Annotated in this window: 25 protein-coding genes; 12 read left to right on the top strand and 13 right to left on the bottom strand. The window is 36.2% G+C overall.

The features are described from left to right. Nucleotides 1–55: 55 nt before the first annotated feature. The 4 genes from ACU8DI_RS01855 (at nt 56) to ACU8DI_RS01840 (ending at nt 4,306) form a co-directional block, all read left to right on the top strand. The gene (locus tag ACU8DI_RS01855; RefSeq protein ID WP_447111030.1) at nt 56–1,504 is read left to right on the top strand and encodes an MBOAT family O-acyltransferase; all 1,449 of its coding nucleotides are present in this window, start codon (nt 56–58) and stop codon (nt 1,502–1,504) included. 12 nt (nt 1,505–1,516) lie between these two features. Next, nucleotides 1,517–2,443, top strand: a complete 927-nt coding sequence (locus ACU8DI_RS01850) for a hypothetical protein (RefSeq protein WP_447111029.1) — start codon at nt 1,517–1,519, stop codon at nt 2,441–2,443. Then, nucleotides 2,433–3,335, top strand: coding sequence for a geranylgeranylglycerol-phosphate geranylgeranyltransferase (locus ACU8DI_RS01845; protein ID WP_447111560.1), 903 nt, complete (start codon nt 2,433–2,435; stop codon nt 3,333–3,335). The genes ACU8DI_RS01850 and ACU8DI_RS01845 overlap by 11 nt, the downstream gene beginning before the upstream one ends. 95 nt (nt 3,336–3,430) lie before the next feature. Then, entirely contained in the window at nt 3,431–4,306 is an 876-nt protein-coding gene (locus ACU8DI_RS01840) for a pseudouridine synthase (RefSeq protein ID WP_447111028.1), read from the top strand. Between the two features lie 8 nt (nt 4,307–4,314). On the opposite strand, the gene ACU8DI_RS01835 is transcribed toward ACU8DI_RS01840, so the two are convergent. Together ACU8DI_RS01835 and ACU8DI_RS01830 are read right to left on the bottom strand one after the other, a co-directional pair. After that, nucleotides 4,315–5,298 (bottom strand): transglutaminase domain-containing protein, encoded by a 984-nt coding sequence (locus tag ACU8DI_RS01835; RefSeq protein ID WP_447111027.1) that lies wholly within the window; start codon nt 5,296–5,298, stop codon nt 4,315–4,317. Nucleotides 5,299–5,355: 57 nt separating this feature from the next. Beyond that, the gene (locus ACU8DI_RS01830; RefSeq protein ID WP_447111026.1) at nt 5,356–5,754 is read right to left on the bottom strand and encodes a carboxypeptidase-like regulatory domain-containing protein; all 399 of its coding nucleotides are present in this window, start codon (nt 5,752–5,754) and stop codon (nt 5,356–5,358) included. A 478-nt stretch (nt 5,755–6,232) separates the two neighbouring features. Between ACU8DI_RS01830 and ACU8DI_RS01825 the strand changes: the two genes are divergently transcribed. The 6 genes from ACU8DI_RS01825 (at nt 6,233) to ACU8DI_RS01800 (ending at nt 11,943) form a co-directional block, all read left to right on the top strand. After that, nucleotides 6,233–7,633: an arginine decarboxylase gene (locus ACU8DI_RS01825; protein ID WP_447111025.1), complete on the top strand. Its 1,401-nt coding sequence runs from the start codon at nt 6,233–6,235 to the stop codon at nt 7,631–7,633. Continuing rightward, entirely contained in the window at nt 7,623–8,564 is a 942-nt protein-coding gene (speB, locus tag ACU8DI_RS01820; protein WP_447111024.1) for an agmatinase, read from the top strand. The genes ACU8DI_RS01825 and speB overlap by 11 nt, the downstream gene beginning before the upstream one ends. Continuing rightward, nucleotides 8,551–9,528: a deoxyhypusine synthase family protein gene (locus ACU8DI_RS01815; protein WP_447111023.1), complete on the top strand. Its 978-nt coding sequence runs from the start codon at nt 8,551–8,553 to the stop codon at nt 9,526–9,528. Before speB ends, ACU8DI_RS01815 begins: the two co-directional genes overlap by 14 nt. Beyond that, complete coding sequence (locus tag ACU8DI_RS01810) at nt 9,528–11,060, top strand: GNAT family N-acetyltransferase (protein WP_447111022.1); 1,533 nt, start codon at nt 9,528–9,530, stop codon at nt 11,058–11,060. The genes ACU8DI_RS01815 and ACU8DI_RS01810 overlap by 1 nt, the downstream gene beginning before the upstream one ends. Nucleotides 11,061–11,102: 42 nt before the next feature. Further along, nucleotides 11,103–11,435: a hypothetical protein gene (locus ACU8DI_RS01805; RefSeq protein ID WP_447111021.1), complete on the top strand. Its 333-nt coding sequence runs from the start codon at nt 11,103–11,105 to the stop codon at nt 11,433–11,435. Nucleotides 11,436–11,595: 160 nt separating this feature from the next. Further along, nucleotides 11,596–11,943 (top strand): hypothetical protein, encoded by a 348-nt coding sequence (locus ACU8DI_RS01800; protein ID WP_447111020.1) that lies wholly within the window; start codon nt 11,596–11,598, stop codon nt 11,941–11,943. A 12-nt stretch (nt 11,944–11,955) separates the two neighbouring features. Here ACU8DI_RS01800 and ACU8DI_RS01795 read toward each other — a convergent pair whose 3' ends face one another. Genes ACU8DI_RS01795 through ACU8DI_RS01775 form a run of 5 tightly spaced genes read right to left on the bottom strand, consistent with a single transcriptional unit; the run spans nt 11,956 to nt 18,435 of the window. Beyond that, entirely contained in the window at nt 11,956–13,329 is a 1,374-nt protein-coding gene (locus ACU8DI_RS01795) for a mannosyltransferase (RefSeq protein ID WP_447111019.1), read from the bottom strand. Further along, the gene (locus ACU8DI_RS01790) at nt 13,329–14,822 is read right to left on the bottom strand and encodes a cellulose synthase family protein (RefSeq protein WP_447111018.1); all 1,494 of its coding nucleotides are present in this window, start codon (nt 14,820–14,822) and stop codon (nt 13,329–13,331) included. Before ACU8DI_RS01790 ends, ACU8DI_RS01795 begins: the two co-directional genes overlap by 1 nt. After that, complete coding sequence (locus ACU8DI_RS01785; RefSeq protein WP_447111017.1) at nt 14,819–15,511, bottom strand: glycosyltransferase family 2 protein; 693 nt, start codon at nt 15,509–15,511, stop codon at nt 14,819–14,821. Before ACU8DI_RS01785 ends, ACU8DI_RS01790 begins: the two co-directional genes overlap by 4 nt. 33 nt (nt 15,512–15,544) lie before the next feature. Further along, on the bottom strand, nt 15,545–17,134 hold the full coding sequence (locus ACU8DI_RS01780; RefSeq protein ID WP_447111016.1) for a 4Fe-4S binding protein: 1,590 nt from the start codon (nt 17,132–17,134) through the stop codon (nt 15,545–15,547). Then, nucleotides 17,131–18,435, bottom strand: a complete 1,305-nt coding sequence (locus ACU8DI_RS01775) for an NAD(P)/FAD-dependent oxidoreductase (RefSeq protein ID WP_447111015.1) — start codon at nt 18,433–18,435, stop codon at nt 17,131–17,133. Before ACU8DI_RS01775 ends, ACU8DI_RS01780 begins: the two co-directional genes overlap by 4 nt. A gap of 95 nt (nt 18,436–18,530) precedes the next feature. Between ACU8DI_RS01775 and ACU8DI_RS01770 the strand changes: the two genes are divergently transcribed. Both ACU8DI_RS01770 and ACU8DI_RS01765 read left to right on the top strand, forming a co-directional pair. Next, entirely contained in the window at nt 18,531–19,535 is a 1,005-nt protein-coding gene (locus ACU8DI_RS01770; RefSeq protein ID WP_447111014.1) for a glycoside hydrolase family 113, read from the top strand. A 16-nt stretch (nt 19,536–19,551) separates the two neighbouring features. After that, nucleotides 19,552–20,280 carry a metallophosphoesterase family protein gene (locus ACU8DI_RS01765; RefSeq protein ID WP_447111013.1) on the top strand — a complete coding sequence of 243 codons (729 nt, stop codon included), beginning with the start codon at nt 19,552–19,554 and terminating at the stop codon, nt 20,278–20,280. A gap of 15 nt (nt 20,281–20,295) precedes the next feature. Here the strand turns inward: ACU8DI_RS01765 and ACU8DI_RS01760 are convergent, their stop codons facing one another. The 6 genes from ACU8DI_RS01760 to ACU8DI_RS01735 form a co-directional block, all read right to left on the bottom strand. Further along, a complete protein-coding gene (locus ACU8DI_RS01760; RefSeq protein ID WP_447111012.1) occupies nt 20,296–20,985 on the bottom strand; it encodes a TIGR04283 family arsenosugar biosynthesis glycosyltransferase in 690 nt (229 codons plus the stop codon). Nucleotides 20,986–21,009: 24 nt separating this feature from the next. Continuing rightward, nucleotides 21,010–21,864: a DUF547 domain-containing protein gene (locus ACU8DI_RS01755; protein WP_447111011.1), complete on the bottom strand. Its 855-nt coding sequence runs from the start codon at nt 21,862–21,864 to the stop codon at nt 21,010–21,012. 208 nt (nt 21,865–22,072) lie between these two features. Continuing rightward, on the bottom strand, nt 22,073–23,041 hold the full coding sequence (gene arsM, locus ACU8DI_RS01750; protein WP_447111010.1) for an arsenosugar biosynthesis arsenite methyltransferase ArsM: 969 nt from the start codon (nt 23,039–23,041) through the stop codon (nt 22,073–22,075). Nucleotides 23,042–23,043: 2 nt separating this feature from the next. Then, nucleotides 23,044–23,856, bottom strand: coding sequence for a purine-nucleoside phosphorylase (locus ACU8DI_RS01745; protein WP_447111009.1), 813 nt, complete (start codon nt 23,854–23,856; stop codon nt 23,044–23,046). After that, nucleotides 23,849–24,478: a TIGR04282 family arsenosugar biosynthesis glycosyltransferase gene (locus ACU8DI_RS01740; protein ID WP_447111008.1), complete on the bottom strand. Its 630-nt coding sequence runs from the start codon at nt 24,476–24,478 to the stop codon at nt 23,849–23,851. The genes ACU8DI_RS01745 and ACU8DI_RS01740 overlap by 8 nt, the downstream gene beginning before the upstream one ends. Beyond that, entirely contained in the window at nt 24,471–24,965 is a 495-nt protein-coding gene (locus tag ACU8DI_RS01735) for a rhodanese-like domain-containing protein (RefSeq protein WP_447111007.1), read from the bottom strand. The genes ACU8DI_RS01740 and ACU8DI_RS01735 overlap by 8 nt, the downstream gene beginning before the upstream one ends. Nucleotides 24,966–24,969: the final 4 nt, after the last annotated feature.

The raw sequence follows: 24,969 nt of genomic DNA, 5'->3' as shown, positions 1-24,969 counted from the left end.
CTCAAGACATCGTGAATGACTATGGTAAATTTCATACAGGACATTTTAGATTTGTATGTTATTTAATTCCTTAGATTTTGCCGTCTTTCTGCCAATAGTTTTTCTTCTATATTGGTTAGTAATTCCTAAAAAAGCAACGGCACAAAACAGCCTCCTTTTAATTGCAAGTTATGTGTTTTATGGATGGTGGGATTGGCGTTTTCTCTTCCTAATTGCATTTAGCTCGCTCGTCGATTATTTTATTGGCATTCATCTGCATAAAAGTACCAGCAAGATTGGTCGTAAATACTTGCTTTGGATAAGTGTCGCCGTTAATCTAGGTCTTTTGATGTTTTTCAAATACTATAATTTTTTTGCGGAAAGTTTTGTTGAGGCTTTTACACTTTTTGGTACAGCATTATCGCTTGATAGTCTAGAAATTATTTTACCTGTTGGAATTAGTTTTTACACATTCCAAAGTCTTAGTTACAGCATTGATGTTTATCGTAAAAAAATGACTCCTACTAAAGATTGGGTATCCTTTCTATGCTACGTAGGTTTCTTTCCACAATTGGTTGCTGGACCCATAGAACGCGCTGGACATCTATTACCACAATTCTATAAATTACGTCTATTTAATTATGAGCAAGCAACCGATGGCTTACGACAAATGCTTTGGGGTTTCTTTAAGAAGGTAGTCGTTGCTGATAATTGCGCACGATATGTCGTGCTTATTTTCAATGACGCTGAAAGCTTGTCTGGAAGCACATTATTATTGGGAGCCATCTTGTTTTCATTTCAAATTTATGGCGATTTTTCTGGGTATTCAGACATCGCCATAGGTAGTGCAAAATTATTTGGTTTCGATTTTAAGCAAAACTTCAGAGTACCATATTTTTCTAGAAATATAGCTGAATTTTGGCGTCGTTGGCATATATCCTTATCAACATGGTTTAGGGATTACCTTTATATTCCATTAGGTGGCAGCCGAGGATCTAAAGTAAAATCGATCAGAAACATTTTTATCGTGTTTATTATTAGTGGCTTATGGCATGGCGCTAATTGGACGTTTGTTTTTTGGGGATTCTTACATGCCTTGTTCTTTTTACCCTTATTTATGGTAAATGCCAATAGAAAATATTTGAATACAGTAGCAAAAAATAAGCTATTTGCAAGACCAAAAGAGTTGATGTCTATGCTCGTCACATTTACTATAGTAACGCTAGCTTGGATCTTTTTTAGGGCAGATAATCTAACAGATGCCATAGTTTATTTTGAAGGATTGTTTTCGCCTTCAATATGGTCTTTGCCTGAATTCATTGGTGAGGAAAAGATGATCATTTCATTATTTTTTATTGGTGTTTTGGTAGTGTTGGATTGGCTTGGGCGAGAAAATAATCATACCTTAGAGCATCTAAATAAGAAGTTTTCTAAACCAGTTTGTTATACGTTTTACTACCTAATGGTGATGATTATTTTCTTATTTGGCGTCAAAGAACAACCGTTTATATATTTTCAATTTTAAAATAATAATGAGTTGAAGCGTTTTTTAATCAAGATTGCCCTTTTCGGAATCATCATACTATTGAGTGTGTTTTGTGTGTTTTATCAAGCTGATGGTTGGTCAGACCCATTCTATAAAAGGTTCACATCACCTAAACAGAACTCACTAATTTTAGGTTCTTCTAGAGTGTCTCTAGGTATTGTGCCATCTGTGATTAATAATGAGATTCCAGGAACGACAAGTTATAATTATGCGTTTACCTATAATACGAGTCCGTACGGTCCAGTGTATTTAGAAAGTATTAAGAGGAAACTGGATACCTTACAGAAAGGCCAACTATTTATTTTGGGTGTGGATCCATGGGTCCTGTCTAGCGATAGCCAAAATCCTAATGATTTGGCTGGGTTTACAGAAAGCAATGAGTTTGTAGGAGCCTTACAGTCTGTGAATTCAAAGCCTAATTTTTCCTATTTACTCAATCATTATTCAGAACCCTATATCAAGATATTGTACAATAGATCACCACGAGTGGTGGAAGATGATGGCTTTTTGAAAATGACGATATCATTAACACAAGAACAGAGGCTTCAAAAACGACAACAGAATATTTTGGATTATGCCAAAAAACGACAAGATTTCGCTTTATCTTCATTGCGTTTATCTTATCTCAATAAGACGGTAAATTTTTTGGAAACCTATGGAGATGTCTATTTGGTACGATTACCCATTGATGGTGAGTTGCTGCAAATTGAAAACGATTTAGCACCAAATTTTGATAGGGTAATGACAAACTTGGCACTAGAGCATAACATTTCCTATTTTGACTTTTCAAAAGAAGGGCAACATTATAATTTTATTGATGCACACCATTTAACTTTAGATTCAGCAAAAAAACTATCTTTAAAACTAGCGGCCAAAATTAAGGGGTCAGCGCCATTTAATGAGTCCAATATTCAATAGAAAACAAAAGCATATTTTGCTAAAGTTCTTTAGCATGTTTTCCGTGGTTCGCGGATACAATATTCTCATTGTTGTCATTGCTCAATATTTAACTTCCATTTATATATTGGCGCATGATATGCCGTTGAAGCTTGTATTGTTTGATCTTAATTTATTGATGCTTGTTTTAGCTTCTGCAGCTACCATTGCCGCTGGCTATATTATCAATAACTTTTACGATTCAGAAAAAGACCTAATTAATCGTCCCCAAAAGTCAAAGTTAGACCGTTTGGTAAGTCAGAATACAAAGTTGTCGTTTTATTTTGTAATGAATTTCTCGGCAGTAGTCATGGCTAGTTATGTATCCTTTCGAGCCGTTATATTTTTTTCTTGTTACATCTTCGGCATCTGGTTTTATTCGCATAAATTAAAGAAGCAACCTTTTATAGGTAATCTCACATCCGCCATCTTAACTATCACACCGTTTTTCGCAATTTTTCTCTATTATGGTAATTCTGAAACGGTCATTTTTGTGCATGCTGTTTTCTTATTTTTAATGATTTCCATGAGAGAGTTGACCAAGGATTTGGAGAATATGAAAGGAGACTTGCTTTTAGGTTATAAAACCATTCCAATAGTGTATGGTGAAAGAGCTTCAAAGATCATGCTAAGCCTTTTAACAGCACTCACGGCCATTCCAATTTACTTATTGCTCAATCGATTTGACGTTGGTCATATGGATCTGTTTTTTTACTTAGCCATTGGTCTTCTATTGTTGTTTTTGGTGATTTTATGGATTGCTACAACGAAAACTCATTACTTAATTTTACACAATATCTTAAAATTTATTATTGTAGCTGGAGTTTTCAGTATTGTGTTGATCAAGGTAAGTGTGGTCTTAAATCGAATTTGATACACAGCGTAAGCTTTTGACCTAAAGCGCAATTGATTCATAATTTATCGATTGGTATCAACTAATATACTACCTTTGCGCAAAATTTAAGAATCATGAGTAGACAGCAAGGAAGCAGTGGAAAAGGAAAGTCCTCAGGAAGGAGTAGTAAACCAATGAATAAACGTTCTAGTAGAGGCGGTGACACCAATAAAGGTAAAAGTTTCGCTCGTGGTAATGCTCCTATGACAAAAAAGCCATCGGTAAAGACTAAAACGTCAAATCCGGATGAAATACGTTTAAATAAATACATTGCTAATTCAGGCATATGTTCACGTAGAGATGCAGATATGCATATTTCGGTAGGAAGTGTTACGGTGAACGGAAAAGTAATTACTGAAATGGGCTACAAAGTGAAGCTGGAAGATGATGTTCGCTTTGATGGTTCAAGAATTAATCCTGAAAAAAAGACCTATGTATTGTTGAATAAACCAAAAGGTTTTGCCACGACTACTAGCGAAAGTAAAGGCCGAACAGTTATGGATCTCGTGGCAAATGCCACAAGTGCTCGTATTAAGCCTATTGGACGTTTAGGTCGGAATTCGACAGGGTTATTACTCTTTACCAACGATGATACGGTGGTGAAAAAATTTACAAATTCCAAAAATGGTGTCTCGCGTTTATTTGAAATAGAATTAGATAAAAACTTGAAGCATGAAGACTTCAAAAAAATTCAAGACGGATTTAAAGTTGAAGGTAAGCTCGTTGCAGTAGAGGAGATAAGTTATATTGATGGGCAGCCAAAAACTAAAATAGGTTTGAAGATTAAAAACACCGGAAATTCTATCCTGCATACCATCTTTGAACATTTTAAGTACGATATCATCCGAGTGGACTGCGTCCAAATTGCACATTTAACAAAAAAGGATTTACCACGCGGTCATTGGAAACACTTGACTCAACAGGAGATAAATACACTGTTAATGGTGTAATGACCTAATTATTGTTTGACATCAAAAGTATAAGTAGACACCAGATCCTCACCAACATAGAGATGTACGTCATAAAATCCGACAGTAGAAAATCGATACTCGAATTCGAACCAATGGTTGTCTAAATGGGATAATTCAGGATGTATTTTTTTACTGAAGCTGCCATCATCTATCAACAAACTGATGTCTTTTGAAGCCGCTGGTTCCAAAAGTTGGTATTTAAAGGCTACTTTTTCATTTTTTAAAATGGTATTGTGTAATTTTTCTGGAGCGCTATGATAGGACAAGTTTCTATAGGCCTTTCCATAAATTACAGGAGCTTCTAAAAAGCTTTTAAAGGAAGGAGCATTTTCCAATGGAAGCAATGACCATTGATGCTCGATTGGAAAATGATTGATTGCGAAGAATTTTGGGTCTACTAAAAAGAACCCGTTGATATAGTCATACCGTAGATTTTCTGAAGTAGGGTTTTCCAAGCCACTGGCCCAAGTAGGATCACTCAAGTACCATTTCCCGTTGAGCTCTACAGCATTCCAAGAGTGGTTTGGAGCGCTAATTCTGTCGACATTAATAGTGCTTGTTCTACCGTACCCATGCACGATTTTACAAGTAATTCCTGATAGTTGGGATAACTCTTGTAGCAAGTAAGCATAACCTGTGCAAATGGTTTTTTTGTCTTTGAGTAACTTCTGAAAAGTGATTTTTTTTAAATGGTCATTCCATTGTTGAAGTTTAATACTGTCGTTATGTAACTTGTTTCTTTTACGTTTATTTCTAGCATATAAACCATAATCTGCTTTAATATTGGTGCAAATCCACATATAAATTGCTCGAAATTTCTCAACGTCTGTATCCAAATGTGCGGTTAGTTTATAAGAAAGTTCAGGTAAATTATAAAGGCTTTCATCATGAAGTGACATAGCGATGCTATCTGATTGGGTAAAATCTATAGTTTTAAAATCAGAAATCTGTGTATAGCTAGACCACGTCATGATGAAGCATAAAAAACAGTAGGCTGTTTTCATAAACTCAATATGAATAAGGAGCGGTTAATTAGAGCGTTTCGACTTATAAGGCTTGTTCGTTTCTAAAGCACCTAAAATTTCAACAACATCCGATGCAAGGACGATTTTCAGAAAGGCCGAATCGTCTGTAATTTTGATTTCTTTCGTCTCATAGCCTAGGAAACTTATGATTAAAATGTCTCCAGTGTTAAGTGATTTAGGAAAGGTGAAAGTGCCATCTTTACTTGTGATAGTACCTACTTCACTCCCTTTGAGTGCAATATTTGCACCGAGTAAAGGACCATTTTCATCGCTAACGATTCCTTTGACGGCAATCTCCGCATTGTTCGTTTGAGCATTCAGTGAACTAAAAGAAATACATGCGATTAATAGCATGGTCATCCATCCAATTTTTTTCCGTGTTAAAGTGCTTAGTGTTTTCATAATTATTATTGTTTTAATCAAATCTAGAGCGTCTTACTTGTACATCCTAACTGTATTGAGTTATATGGTCTGCAGACTGAGTGAACATAGCATTTGAATGAGTATATGAATTCATATGTCTTTGCAGCATTTAAAATACGTTGAAAATCAGAGGTTAAAAAATTTTTCTAAAAAAAATAAAAAAAAGAAGGTCATATTAAAAAATAAATTACATTTGCCGCGCATTTAGCTGAACAAATTGAAATCTGTTTATACGTTCGGGCTTTTGAAAATTAGGAAGTCATATTCAAAAGCTGCTTATAGATTAAGTAACCGAATTTTAGAGCTAACTTCCGCCTACTACATCGTAATGAGTCAACATTTATTTGGCTTCGTTCCTACGACCCATCCTCAGATACAGGTTTGATTTTTATAATTTAATGATATCTTTACGTTGAGAGTCCACTTTCAGCATACCTTTAAATTTTAAAAAACAAAAATGAATACAAAATATTTTGACCTGGTAAATCAAACATTTGATTTTCCACAGGAAGAATTCAAACTTGAGAACAAGACCTTGGAGTTTCACGATATTGACCTGATGGCTTTGATCGAAAAGTATGGAGCACCTTTAAAATTTACGTATTTGCCACAAATTTCTAACAATATTAAGCGTGCCAAACAATGGTTTGCTGAGGCTATTGAAAAGAATGATTATAAAGGCAAGTATAGTTATTGCTATTGTACGAAGAGTTCCCATTTTAAGCATGTGCTAGATGAAGCCTTAAAAAATGACATTCATATTGAAACGTCTTCGGCGTTTGATATTGATATCGTGGAGCGCATGAAGGCCGAAGGAAAAATCACAGACAATACCTTTGTGATTAGTAACGGTTTTAAGCGTGCACAATACGTCACTAATATCGCCAGACTTATCAATAACGGCCATAAAAATGCGATTCCAATCATTGATAATTACGAGGAAATAGAACTGCTATCTTCAGAAATTAATGGGAAATTCAATGTTGGTATTCGTATTGCTTCAGAAGAAGAGCCAAAATTTGAGTTTTATACATCGCGATTGGGCATTGGTTACAAAAACATCGTTCCTTTTTATAAAAACCAGATACAGTCGAACAAGAAGGTCGCTTTAAAAATGCTACACTTTTTTATCAATACAGGTATTCGCGATAACGCTTATTATTGGAATGAATTGACCAAATGTTTAAAGGTTTATACAAGCCTTAAGAAAATTTGCCCAACCTTAGATAGCCTGAATATTGGAGGTGGGTTTCCAATAAAAAATAGTCTGGCTTTTGATTTCGATTACGCCTATATGGTAGACGAGATTGTCAACCAAATCAAACTGGTATGTGATGAAGAAGGCGTAGATGTCCCAAATATTTTCACCGAATTTGGAAGTTTTACAGTAGGTGAAAGTGGTGGTGCTATTTATGAAGTATTGTATCAAAAACAGCAGAATGATCGTGAAAAATGGAACATGATTAATTCGTCATTTATTACGACTTTGCCAGATACTTGGGCCATAAATAAACGATTCATCATGTTGCCCATTAACAGATGGTTCGACAGTTATGAACGCGTACTTTTAGGAGGATTAACCTGCGATAGTGATGATTACTACAATAGTGAGCAACACATGAATGCGATTTACCTTCCGAAATATAACAAAGAAAAGCCTTTGTATATAGGATTTTTTAATACGGGTGCTTATCAAGAAACTATTGGTGGATTTGGAGGTTTACAGCATTGCTTAATCCCATCGCCAAAGCATATTTTAATCAATAAGGATGATAACGGTGTTATCACCACAAAACTATTTAGTGAACAACAAAAAAGTGAAGACTTACTTAAAATTTTAGGTTACAATGAACAATAAAACTTACGCAGGAATAGAAGAGCAATTTTCTAAATTAGACAGTTCAAAAATTGTATTGATTCCAGTGCCATATGATGGAACAAGCACTTGGCAAAAAGGAGCAGATAAAGGCCCAGAGGCTTTTTTAAATGCTTCCGAGAATATGGAACTTTATGATATTGAAACCGAAACTGAGGTTTACAAGCAAGGTGTATTTCTTGCTGATGCTATTACTGAAAATGACTCTCCAGAAAAGGTGGTGGATGTCGTGCATCAAGTAACTAAAAAGTACATCAAGAAGAATAAATTTGTGACAACTTTTGGAGGTGAACATTCTATTTCAATTGGTAGCATCAGAGCTTTTAATGAGTGTTTTGATAATTTAACAGTGTTGCAGATTGACGCACATGCTGATTTGCGTAAAAGCTATCAAGGCAGTAAGTGCAATCACGCTTGTGCTTTGTATGAAGCAAGTCAGACGACCAATTTAATTCAGGTTGGTATTCGAAGTATGGATGTGATGGAAACAACTGTGATGGATGCCGATAAAACATTCTTTGCGCATGAAATGGCAGAGGATGATAACTGGATGGATTCAGCGATTGATTTAATGACAGACAATGTTTATATTACATTCGATTTGGACGCTTTCGATCCTTCTATTATGCCATCAACAGGAACTCCTGAGCCTGGCGGATTACTCTGGTATGAGACTTTAGATTTTTTACGTCAGGTTTTTGAAGAAAAAAATGTTGTTGGATTTGATATTGTGGAGTTATGTCCGAATTCAAAAGAAAAATCATCAGATTTCTTAGCAGCGAAATTATACTACAAAATGCTAACGTATAAGTTCTTAAATGAAGATGCGATGGATGATTTCGACAATAATTTTAACGAATCGAAAGTAGGTATTAATAAATTCTCTAAATTTAATGATGATGACGACAACTAAAGGATCTATATCTCAATTTATAGAAAAATATTATTTGCATTTTAATGCTGCGGCTTTAGTAGATGCTGCTAAAGCTTATGAAGACCAGCTTCATTCAGGTGCTAAAATGCTGGTGTCACTGGCTGGTGCTATGAGTACTGCCGAATTAGGTAAAATTTTCGCCGAAATGATTCGTCAGGATAAAGTACATATCGTGTCTTGCACCGGAGCAAACCTTGAAGAGGATATCATGAATTTGGTAGCACATTCGCATTATAAACGTGTACCAAATTACCGTGATTTAACGCCTCAAGAAGAATGGGATTTGTTGGAAAAAGGTTTAAATCGTGTAACCGATACCTGTATTCCTGAAGAAGAAGCCTTCCGGAGAATTCAAGAGCATATTGTAAAAATATGGAAAGATGCTGAAGCCAAAGGTGAACGTTATCTGCCACATGAATATATGTATAAATTGTTGCTTTCAGGAGTTTTAGAAGAATATTACGAAATAGATTTGAAAGATTCGTGGATGTATGCCGCGGCGGAAAAGAATTTGCCGATTGTTTGCCCTGGTTGGGAGGATAGCACCATGGGAAATATCTTCGCTAGCTACGTGCTTAAAGGAGAATTACAAGCAAGTACAATGAAATCTGGTATAGAATACATGACGTTTCTAGCAGATTGGTATACTGAAAATTCGGAAAAGGGTATTGGGTTTTTCCAAATTGGAGGTGGAATTGCAGGAGACTTTCCAATTTGTGTCGTGCCAATGCTTTATCAAGATATGGAACGTACAGACACCCCATTTTGGAGTTATTTCTGCCAAATAAGTGATTCTACAACGAGTTATGGTTCCTATTCTGGAGCTGTTCCGAATGAGAAAATTACTTGGGGAAAACTCGATATCAACACACCAAAATTTATCATAGAAAGCGATGCAACAATCGTTGCCCCATTAATTTTTGCCTACCTTTTAGACATGTAATGGAAGAACAAAAGATTGAAAATATAGAACTGAAATACCTTTCGGTTGACGATTTTAAGGAATTAAAGGAGACAACGCTAGAGGTCTATGGAGGTATGAAAGATTCTGTATGGAAAAAAAGCGAAATAAAACGTTTAACAACAATCTTTCCTCAAGGTCAAGTGGTCATAAAAATTGATGGTGTCATTGCTGGCTGTGCATTGTCGCTGATAGTAGATTCAGAAAAAATAGAAGACGCGCATACTTATAATGATATCGTTGAGGGAGAGAAATTCAAAAACCACAATCCAGACGGTGAAGTGCTATATGGGATTGATGTGTTTATAAAACCTGAATTTAGAGGTTTAAGATTAGGCAGACGTTTATACGATTATAGAAAGGAGCTTTGTGAGGAATTAAATCTTAAAAGTATTGTTTTCGGAGGTAGAATGCCAGGTTATCATAATTATCAAAAAGAATTGACTCCAAAACAGTATATTGAAAAAGTAAGACGAAAAGAGATTAATGACGCCGTACTTAATTTTCAGATTTCTAATGATTTTCATCCGGTTAGAGTTTTGAAAGGCTATCTTGAAGGCGATACAGCATCTAATGAGTATGCAGTATTAATGGAATGGGATAATATCTATTATACCAAAGAAAGGCGTAAGGCGAGCACCGTAAAAACTGTTGTAAGACTAGGCCTTATTCAATGGCAGATGAGACCGTATAAAAATTTAGATGATCTCATGGAGCAGGTCGAATATTTTGTGGACAGCGTTGCTGCTTACAGATCTGATTTTGCGGTTTTTCCAGAGTTCTTTAATGCGCCGTTGATGGCAGAATACAATCATATGCACGAGCCTGATGCGATTAGAGAATTGGCTAAATACACTAAAACCATTATCGAAAAGCTACAGCAGTTGTCAATTTCGTATAACATCAATATTATATCAGGTAGCATGCCAGAAGTGGTAGATGACAAACTCTTTAATGTTGGTTATCTATGTCGTAGAGATGGAAGTTTAGAACGCTATGAGAAAATTCACGTCACTCCAGACGAAGCAAGAGTCTGGGGAATGCAACAAGGTAATGAATTAAAGACTTTTGAAACTGATGCTGGAAAAATAGGAATCTTGATTTGCTATGATTCTGAATTTCCAGAACTTTCTAGGTTATTAGCTGATGAAGGCATGGATATTTTGTTTGTCCCTTTTTTAACCGATACACAAAATGGCTATTCTCGAGTGCGGTTATGTGCGCAAGCTCGTGCGGTTGAAAATGAGTGCTATGTGGCTATTGCAGGGAGTGTAGGGAATTTGCCGAATGTGAATAATATGGATATTCAATATGCCCAATCTGCCGTGTTTACGCCATGTGACTTTTCATTTCCTAATAATGGCATAAAGGCAGAAGCAACCACCAACACTGAAATGATATTGGTGGCCGACGTGGATTTAAGCCTGTTGCGTGAACTGCATTCTTTTGGTGCGGTTAAAAATTTAAAGGATAGACGAAAAGATGTCTATAACGTCATACGGGTAAAAGAATAAATAGTATATTTAAATCAAAATTAGCTCCAATTACAACAAACAATGAAACGTAAAGACGAAAACTTAAAACGAGTTATAGTTGATTTTAAAAAATTAACTCCTGAAATTTTAGCGCTATTAGTTGAGAAATATCCTGATGGTTATGATGATGATCATATCATCTCATTTCGAAATGCCAATAACGAAATTGTGGAAGCTGTAGAAGTAACTACTGAAGACACCAAATACTTGGTGAAGGTAAGTACGAAACTTGAAGTTACCATGGAAAACTACGACGAGGATGATTATGAGGATTTCGATAATGATGATCCAGATGCTGTTCAGGATCCAGATTTAGACACCGAGGGAATGTCTGATGACGATGATGATCTGTGATGTTTTTTGATAAAATGATCTAAACCTTTCGCAAAAACGTATATATTCAACTTACTCCACGTGTAAGTCATTAGAATGACATTACTAAAAGTGCTTGCGGACTTGTAGTGGCAAACTTCCGAAGAAACTAAATAAATGTTCAGGTTTAAATCATGTTAAAATGAAAAAACAATCAATTTTATTAACAAGCTTATTATTGATTTGCTTTGTAAGCTTTTCTTCTTTCAAAACGTCTATTCAAGACAAGCAACTATTTGAAGGTGTATATGACGGTCATGAAGATTACGGCTATAACTTTATTGGTGTAGACGACGATGATGAGGAATTTACAATGACATTCCAAGAGGTTGATGCGGACTTATTAAAATCATTTGATTTGATGTCTGATCAACATGTTGGCACTAAATTTAGTGTGACATATACGGTCACAACAGAAACTGAAATCGATGAAGATGGTTATGAAGATGACGTCGATATTTATAAAATTATAGCCCTAAAAAAACTATAATTTTTCACCAATTTATGATGAAGCCAACTCTTTTGAGTTGGCTTTTTTTATTAAAACTTCATAAATAAAAACGGCGTAGACAATCGTGTATTCCATCGCGATAATCCAAAGGTTCTCCGATTTATCTGCGCTATTAAGGTTCAAATAAGCGAGATAACTTAATATGATTGTAAAACTCCATACTAAAGGGTATTTGTAGTTCGTAAAAACACTTAGAATTACCAAGGTTGCCAAGTACCACGGGTGTACAGTCGTGCTAAAAAAGAAATAAAATGAAAGGGCAAACAGCATCTGAACTATTAAAGAGTTAGTTGTTATGTGCTTTTTTGAAAAAGCAATTCCCATTACAATAATGAAGACTAAAAGCGCCATGATTTTCCCGATGATAGCAATTTCATTGTAACCTCTAAATAAGTAACCAATCTCCCTAGCGATATAATAGAAACTAGCATTAAATTCAAAGTTTTGAAACCAAAGCGCGACCGTTCCTGTATAGTTGTTGAAAAACGCCTTTGAATAAAATGGCAGAAATAGTAATAATGTCGTAAGGCCTACAATAGCATAGAAAGCCATCAATTTTCTTAAATGCACTGTTTGATTTGATGTTTTTCTAAAATATCTGAAGAACAATGGGAGTAATAATAAAGGAATTAACTTAACAGAAATAGATAAGGCAAAAATGACAGCAGCCATTTTCCATCGCCCACAGTTTAAAAGGTATAAACTCCAAATAAGAAAGCATATCAAAATGCCTTCAAAATGAAGATTCCCAGTCAATTCAATAATGATGAAGGGGTTGAGAAGGTAAAGAAAAATGCGATTTGATGGAATGTTTAATTGTTTTAGCAGGCGCTTTCCGTAGAAAAGTGTACCAAAATCTGCAGCGATAATTAAAAGCCGAAATACGATAACAGATCCTAGGATACTATGATTCGATACTGCAGCTGCTAATCCGAAACACAGTTGTTTCAATGGCGGATAGTTACTAAAATGACTGCCGTTGAGTTCTCCCATGCCTTCGTAAAGTACTTGGGCCTGATAAATTGGAAAACTTCCAACAGTCATCAATTGTTCAGGTGTATACAGATAGGGATTGAAACCTTCCAGTAATAATCTTCCGTCCCATATAAATCGGTAAAAATCTTGCGACAAATTTGGTATGGCAAAAATAAATATAGCCCTAAACACAAAGGCAACTATCGTCAATAAACGCATGTGTTGCTTTCCGAATTTCAATAGCATTAAGAAGGATAGCCATAATACCGTGTAAAGTAAAATTAATTTTGGGCCATCTGTCCTAACAAGGTCATAGGCAAAAAAAACATAAAAGCAACTACTGACCAAAGTCAGAAGTAATGGTGCTTTATACGTTTTCCAAAATAACATTACACTTTGGATGAAATGGATTTAAAGAACACATAACCAAAACCAATAAACAGCATAAGGTGAAATGGAAATAGCCCAAAATCGCCACCTTGATCACCAACTACAAATGCACTGTATAGTCCAAAGGCGAAGTAGAGCATAAGGAGTCCTTCAATAATGACATGAGGCGATAATTTCTTTCTCAAGTATTTATTCCCTTTCCAAGAATCTCTGATAGTACTAATATTAAATTTTGGTGTACGCACAAATTCACTTCGTTTCCCGATATGACCTTCGATAACAGCAATAGAATTATGTAATGAGAAGCCCATTGCGATAGAGAAAAAGGTAAAGAACATACCTATATAGCCAAAAAATCGTTTAAAGCCACTGCCATAGATTTGCTTGTACATAAACCAATAGCAAACAAAAAAGATAACGGTACTCATCACAAAAAAGCTCATAAAGTAGAAATAAAACCTTAAATGCGCATATTCATTTTTAATATAAAGCATAGGAATACTCAAAACCGCAACAATGAAGACGTTTAAAAACATCGTACTGTTCAGTAAATGCAATAAACCATGTACTTTTGTTTTTACGGAAATATTTCTGGACTTTAAAACACGCCAAAGCATTTTTCTGAAGTTCTCTGCACCACCTTTGTTCCACCTAAATTGTTGTGAGCGCGCAGCGCTAATCACCACAGGTAGTTCAGCAGGTGTTTCAACATCTTCTAAATATTTAAATTTCCAATTTTTAAGCTGAGCTCTATAGCTCAAATCCAAATCCTCAGTCAACGTATCGCCTTCCCAATTTCCAGCATCAATAATGCACGCTTTACGCCAGATGCCTGCAGTGCCATTAAAATTGATAAAATGACCTTTAGAATTACGACCCACTTGTTCTAAGGTAAAGTGGGCATCTAAGGCAAAAGCTTGAATTTTTGTAAGAATTGAATAGTTCCGATTGATATGTCCCCATCGTGTTTGAACCACGCCAATCTCATCATCCTTGAAATAAGGGATTGTCCGTTTCAACCAGTTTTTTCTAGGTAAAAAGTCAGCATCAAAAATAGCAATAAATTCACCTTTAGCTAGTTTAAGTCCTTCTTTTAAAGCACCTGCCTTAAAGCCAGTTCTGTCTGCCCTTGTAATATGTTGAATGTCTAATCCAGTCGCTTTTAAACGTTCAATATGCTGTTTCGTTGAAGCAACGGTTTCATCTGTGGAATCGTCTAAAACTTGGATTTCTAGTTTGTCTTTTGGATATTCAAGACGTGCAATATTGTCCAAAAGACGGTCCATTACGTACATTTCATTAAAAACAGGGAGTTGAATGGTGACAAAAGGAACTTCTTCCGGATTGGACAAATCAAAAGTAGCACAATCCTTATCATTATGTTTTTTGGATGAAAGGTAATTAGATAATAAGTTGAGTTGTGCCAATGCATACAAGAAAATAAGTAAAATGGCAATGGTGTAAACAACAATTATAACCGTTTCGAGAATCATTTTTTAAAACTATATTTAAAAATCCAACCTAGGATTTTTACGCCTGCAAATATAGCACCTTTTACCGTACCTGAAACTTTTGAGACGCCTATTCTATTTCTATAATTAACAGGGACTTCTGTGTAATTCAACTTTTGACGTAAGGCTTTTAGTTGCATTTCGATGGTCCATCCATAAGTTTTGTCTTCCATCTGAAGCTGTAGAAGCTTATCGTATTTGATGGCTCTAAAGGGACCTAAGTCGCTAAATTTTGATCCAAAAAATAAGCGCATAAGCGATGTTGCAAGCCAATTTCCAAAGATTTGAGGTTTGGTCATTGATCCTTTTTCCCGTAACGTTTTTACACGTGCTCCCACTACAAAATCCAAATCGTTTTCAATAATAGGTTGTATGAGTTTTGTCAGTTCTTCAGGGTAGTCACTAAAATCACCATCTAAAAAAACAATGATATCTGGTGTCTCCTTTTGAAGGGCGATATAGTTCATTCCTTTTAAACAAGCATAACCATATCCTTTTCTCATTTCAGATAATACTGTAGCACCAGCTTGTTTGGCATTGCGTTCCGTATGATCTGTAGAATTATTACTTACGACAATAATTTCATTCACCACATTAGGAATATCCTTTATGACCAGTCCTATGGAATCAGCTTCATTATATGCGGGAATGATTACTTTTATATTGGCCATGATTCTTTTTTGCGGTGGCAAAAGTACAATTTCTTAGCGCTCATTCACTAGTTTTATGAGATCAACATCATTACCAAGCAGGATCTCATTCGAGTTGATACGTCCTTTCATGGAATCATTCTCTAATTTCAACACACCTCTTGGGCAAACGGCAGAGCAAATGCCACAACCGACACAACTGGAGCGTACGATGTTTTCACCTTTTTGAGCATAGGCACGTACGTCGATGCCCATTTCACAATAGGTAGAGCAATTACCACAAGAAATACACTGTCCGCCATTAGTGGTAATTCTAAATCGAGAGAATAATCGTTGTTGAAAACCAAGGATTGCTGCCATCGGACATCCAAAACGACACCAAACACGATTGCCAAAAATAGGGTAGAACCCTGTTCCAATGACTCCAGAAAAGATAGCACCAATTAGAAAGGCATATGTTGATCTTAGCGTTTCTGCTTTAAATAGGAATAACTTAGTTTCAGAACCAAAGAAGTGCATTCCAATTAGCACTAAAATGATGACAAAATAACCAATAGCACCATATTGCGCATCCTTTGCAAGTTCTTTTCGTTTAAAAATCATGACTAGGGCAAATACTAATGTTAGGAACCCTGCGATGCCGTATAAAAAGACCTCACGAGTTAACCAGTATTTATCAGAATCGTATCCCAAATATGTGTAAATTACGGCAATGGTCATGAGTACTACAAATACCAAAACACTATGAATTACCCAGCGTTCTACTTTCCAAGCAAACTGACTTTTATCACTTAGCTGTCTGAACGAGTCACCAGCAGTTTCTGCAAGTCCGCCACATCCACAAACCCAAGAACAATACCACCGTTTTCCATATTTAAATGTAAGAATAGGTGTGATAATAAAAATTGAAATGATGCCAAATATGAGCATGGAGACACCTATGGTTCCAGCATCAATAAACGCATTGACGCGATATTGTTCAAAATTATAATAATTGAGAGGCCATATGTTTTTTAAATCATAATAAGGCAAATCGGAATTCATGACATACATAAATTCTGGTATCAGAAAAGCAAATGCCAACTGAAAAAACATCACAGAGATGGTTCTAATTTGCTCATAGCGATTATGTCGATATTTCAAAATGAATTTGTAACCAAAAGCAAGAATGGCTAAGGTGTACAACGTTCCATAAACAAACCACTGACTGGCTGGTCGACCGCTTAGCAACTGACTCAAGGGATCAAAAAGAGCTATAAGGCCTGAATTTGACGCACCATCTGAACCTAAGCCTAATGTAGACGGGTAAAAATAAAGGACAATGTAAAATGCTGTTAACACAATGCCAGTCACCCAGCCTAAGGTCCCTCTAGACGATATAGATTTAAACCAAACGCCATCATTTTTAATCCCTTTAGATTTTGAGAGGTAAGCATTATTGGCATATACGACAGTACCTATACCAATTAATGACAAGGCTACGGTAAGCACCATACTATGATTTGGTAAGTCTACATTAAAGAGAGCAAGTACTAAAATAAATAAGCCAATGACACCAAGTGCTACCGCAATCTTTTGTGTTTTCGATAAATCCTGAGCATCAGGTTGCGCCAAGGACATACTTTGATGTAAGTTTGAATTCATAGTGAAGCAGATTGAAATTGATGGTTGTACGTTTTTAAAATAGCCTTTTCATAACGCGCATAAAGTTCCGGATCGAAATTGGCTTCAGCCAGATGATTTATTACGTAATCCATATCTCGCTTTTCGTTTAACCAACGATCGAAGACCTCATGTCGCATGCGAATGCCAAAAGTATTAATCCCTAAAAATTGTAAAGTGGATTTGTCATATTCGATGGTGATACATTTGGTTACGTCCTCATGAATCCAGTGAAAATGAGCATGATTAGCTTCTGGTTTAGCATGCACCCAACCATAGGTTTGATATTCGATATCTAAAAATTTAGCTGAATTGAACCAATGTCCAGGATTATACGCTATCCGATTGCCGCAAATGGTTTGTGCTAAGGCTTCACCCATCATGCGGCCTGTGTACCAAACCGCTTCAATAGGTCGTCGCTTGCCAATAGCTTCTTTTTGCTCAGCGCAATCACCTATGGCATAAACATCTTGAATGTTAGTTTCCAAATAGCGGTTAACCAATACGCCTTTGTTGGTTTCTATCGCGGAACCCTCTAGGAATGAAATATTTGGTGATACGCCAGCTGTTAAGCCTACAACATCACAAGGTATTTCTTCTCCAGTTTCTTCAATAATGACCGATTTGGCACGTCCGTTGTCATCACTTTCAATAGACTTTAGGTTTGTAGAAAGTCGTAAATCAATATGGTGATTTCTGATGTGTCTATTAATCATGGTGCTTTCGCCTTCAGGCAATACTTTATTCCAAAAGCTAGATTCACGAACTAGAAATGTAACTGGTATTTGTCTGGAAGCTAACATTTCAGCCAATTCAATGCCTATCAATCCACCACCTACAATAACGGCTCGTTTACAAATAGCATTATTTGGAGCGTTTCTTTCCAAAGTGAGAAGGTCTTGTTTGCTATACAACCCTTGAACACCCTCCAAATCTTGACCTGGCCAGCCAAACTTGTTGGGTTTGCTACCCGTTGCAATGACAAGTTTGTCATAATTTAAAAAACTCCCGTTGTCAAGGTGTAATAATTTATCATTCGTATTGATACTTTCAACATAAGCTTTCTTTAATTGAATATCATTTTTTTTCCAAAACCAGTTCTCGTAAGGTTGTGTGTGCTCAAACTTCATATGACCCATATAAACATACATCAAGGCTGTTCGTGAGAAAAAATAATCCGTTTCGGAGGAAATGATTGTAATTTTTTTATCTGATAATTTTCTGATATGTCTCGATAAGGTGACACCGGAAATGCCATTTCCAATGATAACGATATGTTCCATAGGTGTTGGTTTAGTTAATCTCTAAGTCGAAGGTTTTGTTAAAACCTTAATACAATTGTTCGCTATTGTTTAAATTTAGATATTAATTGACACTTATGAGACGAATATTACAATTTTGTTTTCTCAGTTTATGCTTGTCTTGTGCCATGACCTCGGTGAAAGATGAAAAAATTGATGGTGTTAGCTTTGTGGCTTCTCGAGTAGCTATTGATAGTTCTCATGTACAACCAGTTGTAAGTGTAGGTGCTAACTATGCCGCAATCATGCCTTTCGGTTTTATTAGAGATTTAGAGCATCCCGAAATCATACATAATACGGATAGGCAATGGTTTGGTGAGACAAGCGCAGGAGCAAAGGCTTACATTGAAGAACTCCGGAAATCACAAATAAACATTATGATCAAACCGCAAATTTGGGTGCGGCACGGACAATTTACTGGAGACATCCAAATGCCTGATGAAGCCCATTGGAAAGCGTTGGAGGTGTCTTACAAGCGCTTTATTATGGAGTATGCAAAACTAGCTGAAGATACCAAAGCTGAAATATTCTGTATTGGTACAGAGTTGGAAAAATTTGTTCAGGCGCGTCCAGAGTACTGGAGTGACTTGATCTTGGAAATCAAAGATGTTTACAAAGGAAAGTTGACTTACGCAGCTAATTGGGACGAGTTTAAACGAACACCATTTTGGGGGACTTTGGATTATATTGGTGTTGATGCCTATTTTCCTGTGAGCGATAGTCAAACACCCAGTGTTGAATCCTGTAGATCTGGATGGCAATCCCACAAGGCCATCATAAAATCGATGGCAGACACATATGATAAACCTATTTTATTTACAGAATATGGATACAGAAGTATGGATTATACTGGGAAGGAGCCTTGGGAGAGCGATCATCGCTTGAGTACTTTGAATTTCCAAGGGCAAGCAAATGCTACAAAAGCGCTTTTTGAAGAATTCTGGCATGAAGAGTGGTTTGCTGGTGGTTTTGTTTGGAAGTGGTTTCATAATTACGACAAAGCTGGAGGCATGGACGATAACCAGTTCACACCTCAAAACAAACCTGTAGAAGCCGTTATCAGATCGTATTACACAAAATAAAGATTAACAACTATTTATGAGAACATTTGCTGTTGGAGATATTCATGGAGGACTCAAAGGATTGGAACAATTACTTCATAGAATCCAAGTGTATGATACCGACTGTTTTATTTTTTTAGGCGATTATGTGGATGGCTGGAGCGAATCGGCTCAGGTTATCGAATACCTTATAGAATTTTCCAAGCGATGTGATTGTGTGTTCATTAAAGGAAATCATGATGTTTGGTGTGAATCTTGGTTGCGTAACGGTGAAGGTAACTCCGTGTGGTTGCACCACGGCGGAAAAGAAACCATAGACAGTTATCAAGGATATACTGAAGCTGAAAAAAAAGCGCATCTTCATTTTTTCGAAGACATGCAGTATTATCACATTGATCCTAAAAATCGGCTTTTCCTTCATGCAGGTTTTACGTCCATGCATGGTGTAGAGCGAGAAGTTCATAAAGAGAATTTTTATTTTGATAGAACCCTTTGGGAAATGGCTTTAGCTATGAGCCATCTTTTAAAAAAAGAGGATATTATTTATCCTCAAAGATTGAAGCATTATCAGGAAATCTATATTGGACATACACCCACAATCAATTACAAACAGACCGAACCAATGAACGCTATCAATGTGTGGAATGTGGATACGGGTGCTGCTTTTACAGGTAAATTATCTGCAATAGATATTGATTCCAAAGTCATTATACAAAGTGAGCCACTCATTGAATTATATCCCAATGAAAAAGGACGAAATAGATAACTTTTGAAGACGCTTTCAGCAAAGATGCCGTTTATAATAAGCGAAAAGCTCTTCGGGAGAAGCACCAAACCATTTTTTGACATAAATCGTCCAGTAATGATACTGTAATTTCCAGATACCATGTTTGCGATACATGCGTGCTGAGGTTTGTAATTTTTTATTAATCACCACAAATTCTTGTCGTTTATACAATTGGTTGATAAGGATATTATCTTCATAAATAATATAGTTTTCATCATAACCACCAATGTCTTCAAAGAGCGCTTTTGTGATAAATAAACTTTGATCACCACCTCTACAAGCTCTCCATGAAAATTGTGTCAACCAACCAGCCAGTCTCAGCCACCAATGGTTACTGTCGAATGTTATTCTAAAACAACCAGCATCATGGCCTTTTTCTACTTGATTTATAATACTTTGATCATAACGATTGGGTGGAAAGGAATCTGCGTGTAAAAAATAGAGAATATTTCCGGAGGCATTTTTAGCGCCAACATTCATTTGTTTCGCTCGACCTTTAGGAGCTGATAATACTTTGATTTTTAAACCGGACTGTTCAATAATATCTCTGGTACCATCTGTGCTTCCTCCATCTACCACTATAATTTCTGAAATATGCTTCAGTGAGGCGTTGTCAATTAAATGAAAAAGCAGCTTTTCTATGTTTTCTGCTTCGTTGAGAACTGGAATTATAATGCTTATCATGTCATTATCTACGAAAAATGTGTCTTATTGGTTTTGTTCATTCAGTGCCCAATTGTATTCGATATAGTCAATTTTAGCATCTTTTGATATGTCGATATTCGCATATTTATTGATGTAATCAACAAGGGAACCCTGTGACGTAAAATCGCTTTCGTACCATTTGAAAATTTTTGAAAGTTGAAGCTGGTTTTGCGCAAGCTGGTTTTTATCGTTGTTATTAATAAAATCAACGGTAGCTTTTTCCATGAGCGCTTCAACATTGTTTGCCGTGTAAGCAGTATTTAAAAGTTTCGGACAGGAAACAGAGGCGCAGTTAATCGCAAAATGAATTCTTGGCTCGTTCATTTTTCGTAAAATACCATTTTCAATATCCGCCAGTGAGTAATCTTCATCACCAATTTTTAGACGATTTTTCAACCATGGACTACTAATATCCTTGATACTCTTAGTTGGATAATTATCAATAATTAATTGGATGGTATTGGCGTTATAGACATTGATGAAGTAGGCCAATTGCTCTTGTACACTCCAGTCTTTTGCTGGTACCTTTGTTGCTAAATAGTTAATGTAATCATCAAGTGCTTCACGGTCATTTTTAAAACCTTGATAATCCACATCACCATTTTCAGCGACGTATTTTTTTAATAGCTTATCCCATTCTGAATGATCCACCAGTGGAGTCATGGTCACATAATCTGTTTGTATATTATCTTTTATTTCCGAGGATAGCTTGGTGCTGTCTGCAGTCATGTTATCTACATCAGACACCTGTTGAGAATTATCTTTCGCCACCTCTTTTATGGGAAGTCCCTTCGCGGAAAAGCAACTATATGTGATTAAACTGATGAGGATGACTAATACGACTTTAATATACTGCATGTTTTTGATGTTAATGGTTACCAATATTTACGTTGAATTGCATCTTAAGGTTTTAATCTTTTAAACTTGGGTGTTTTAGTCTCATTCTGAAGGATAAACTAACAAACCACCTACAATCTTCTTAATGCAATAACTTGAAATGTTGCTTTAATCAAAAAAAGACCATTTTTTTACAAAGGCCTTTTTTTGAATTCTTTCGGTATTGAGATTAGCAACAACCGCCTCCATCGTAATGAAAGGTCGATTCACTGATAAAAATATCATCACGACCGAGGCTTTTTAAAGCACCAGCAGTTTTGTCACATACAGCTAAAGGTTGGTTTTTAAGCAACACATGGCCAGCGTTATCATCAAAATAATCTTGTTCGCCATAATAGATTGCGGCTTTACCAGTAAAGACACAAGGGCCGTCGGATGGCATAGGATCTTTAATCGCTGCAACTTCAATAGATTCTATGTAAATGAGCTCGTCTGTTGGATAGTGTTTAGGATCTAAAATACGGTAGGGCTTTCTGGCTCTGATCTCGATAGTACCAAAACCAGCATCGGTGAGCGCTTTCACATATTCTGAAATTGGTAAACTCCCGCTTAAACATAAAGCTCTTAATCGGTCATCATTACGAAGCGTATCATTCATGGGTTGCTCGCAGGTAGGATCACTCATCACCAATCGGCCATGAGGTTTTAAAACACGATACATTTCTGCGATAGCTTTTTTCAAATCTTCTGCTTTGAAAATATTGAACAAACAATTTTGAGCAGCCACATCTATAGTATTGTCCTCCACAGGAAGATTGAGGGCATCCCCTTTTTTCAGTTCTACGAAATCACTTTTAAACCAATCGTTTTGAGCTTCTGCTTCTTTGAAATTTTTACGAGAGGCTTCTAACATTTCGTCTACAACATCTACACCTATCACACCACCTTTCTGACGGTTGAAATATGCAAATTGTAGTAACTCCATACCACCACCAACACCAACATAAAGCATTTTTGGGTTGTTAGTTAAATCTCTGGCATGAACCGTTGACCCACAACCATAATTCATTTCTTGCATGATTCTTGGAATTTTCAATCCTGGCAATTCCCATATAGGATTTGTCGTACAACAGAGACCAACGTCTGGCGTTAAGGCAGCTTCTTTGTATAAGTCGTTGGTAGCATTTAAATAACTCATGGTTATAATGTTTTAATTAATTCTTTAAATAAGGTAATCATATGCGGTTCTGCTTTTGAAGCCATGGCAATAATGTCATCAATATTTACCGGCTTTAAGTTGTCGGGATCACATTCATCGGTTAGCACTGAAATGGCCGCTGCTTTTAAATTTAAATGATTTGCTACGATGATTTCAGGAACGGTACTCATTCCAACAGCATCAGCGCCAATAATTTTGAGCATTCGGTATTCGGCTCTTGTTTCTAATTGCGGACCAACAACACTGGCATAAACGCCTTCATGCAATGTGATATTATTGTTTTTTGCGATTGCTCGGAAGGTATCATTAATAGCGGCATTATAAGGAGCGCTCATATCGGCAAATCGTTCACCAAGTTTAGAGACACCTTTAAATGCCAAAGGAGAACTGCCTTGCAGATTAATATGGTCTTCAATAAGCATCAATTCGCCTTTTTTGAAATTGAGGTTGATAGCTCCAGACGCATTTGATACTAAAAGTGTTGAAATTCCCAAAGCGTGCATCACACGAACAGGATAGGTAACATCTTGCAACGTATAGCCTTCATAAATATGGAATCGCCCTTGCATCACCATGACTTTTTTACCACTTAAAATACCGTACAGGAGTTTACCTTTATGAAATTCAACGGTGGCTGTCGGAAAGTTGGGGATGTGATTATAACTGACTTCTTGAAGGATTTCCATATGCTCGGGTAATTGTCCGAGTCCGGTGCCTAAGATAATCCCTATTTCTGGGTTCTCGAACCCTTTGGATTGCAAATACTCTGCAGTTTCGTTGATAAATTTAAGCATTTAATAGTTTGATTTTTTGTTGTAAATTTTTGTTAGTTCGATAAAAATTTGAAGCTTCTAAATCTTCAAATGTGTCGATGTCGTTCAATGTCTCTAAGGTAGTGAATGATATGTTTTTTTGTTGTAATTCTGATAAGGTTTCTTTCAGTAAATGAGAGGTGCTCCAGGGTTTATTTTCAAACACAGAAGGCGTCATTTTTGAGAGGCCAATAAGGTAATAGCCACCATCTTCTGCAGGACCAAAAACCGTATCATTTGCATTTAGGGCGTCAAGGCCTGATTGTATGTGTTTATCAGTGATATCTGGCAAATCCGAACCAATTAACACAATCTTTTCATAGCCGTCCTTAAATCCTTGAGAAAATGCTTGTTTCATTCGTGCTCCCAAATCAGGACCCTCTTGCACTGTTTTATAATCTCCTGGCCATTTCGTATCCACAATAGCATCGGAAAAATAAATACGCTTGTCGACGGGTAATTTTGAAACTGCAGATTCGGTCATATGAACAAGTTCTTTATATACTGCCAAGGCCGCTTCATTTCCTATGGTTTTGGCAAGACGCGTCTTGACCTTTCCTAATTTCATATTCTTTACGAAGACAATTACTAATGCTTTACTCATAAACTTTTATACCTTTTAATAACCATTTACTCCAAGTGTCAGAAAAAACATGAACACTATCCGTCTTTGTGTTATTGGAATTATAAATATCGAAGCCTTTGTTTTTCCATTGAAATATACCACCATAGAGATTTCTTACATTTGAATAACCAGCTTTTATTAGTTTTTCGGCAATGGTTTCTGAACGAATACCTAGAGAGCAGTATACAACAATAGGTTGATCTCTCTGAGGTATTTTTGATTGTAATCTTTGAATTTCGAAAGTATCATAACCAACATAAATAGCATCTTTTAAATGGCTAACAGCATATTCTTCTGGCGACCTAGCATCTAATAGCACAACCTCAGTTTTAGGCATGGCGAGTTCTTCTACTGAAATATATGGAACGGCGTGAGAATTATGTCGTTTTAATAAGTTGTCAAGGGATTCTTGAGCTTGCAGAGCAAAAGAAACACATGATATTAAAAAAAATAATAAGGTTTTCATACGG

Source organism: Psychroserpens sp. BH13MA-6, from assembly GCF_052983595.1.
The sequence above is the reverse complement of the archived record's forward strand: the minus strand, read 5'-3'. Positions and strand labels throughout refer to the sequence as shown.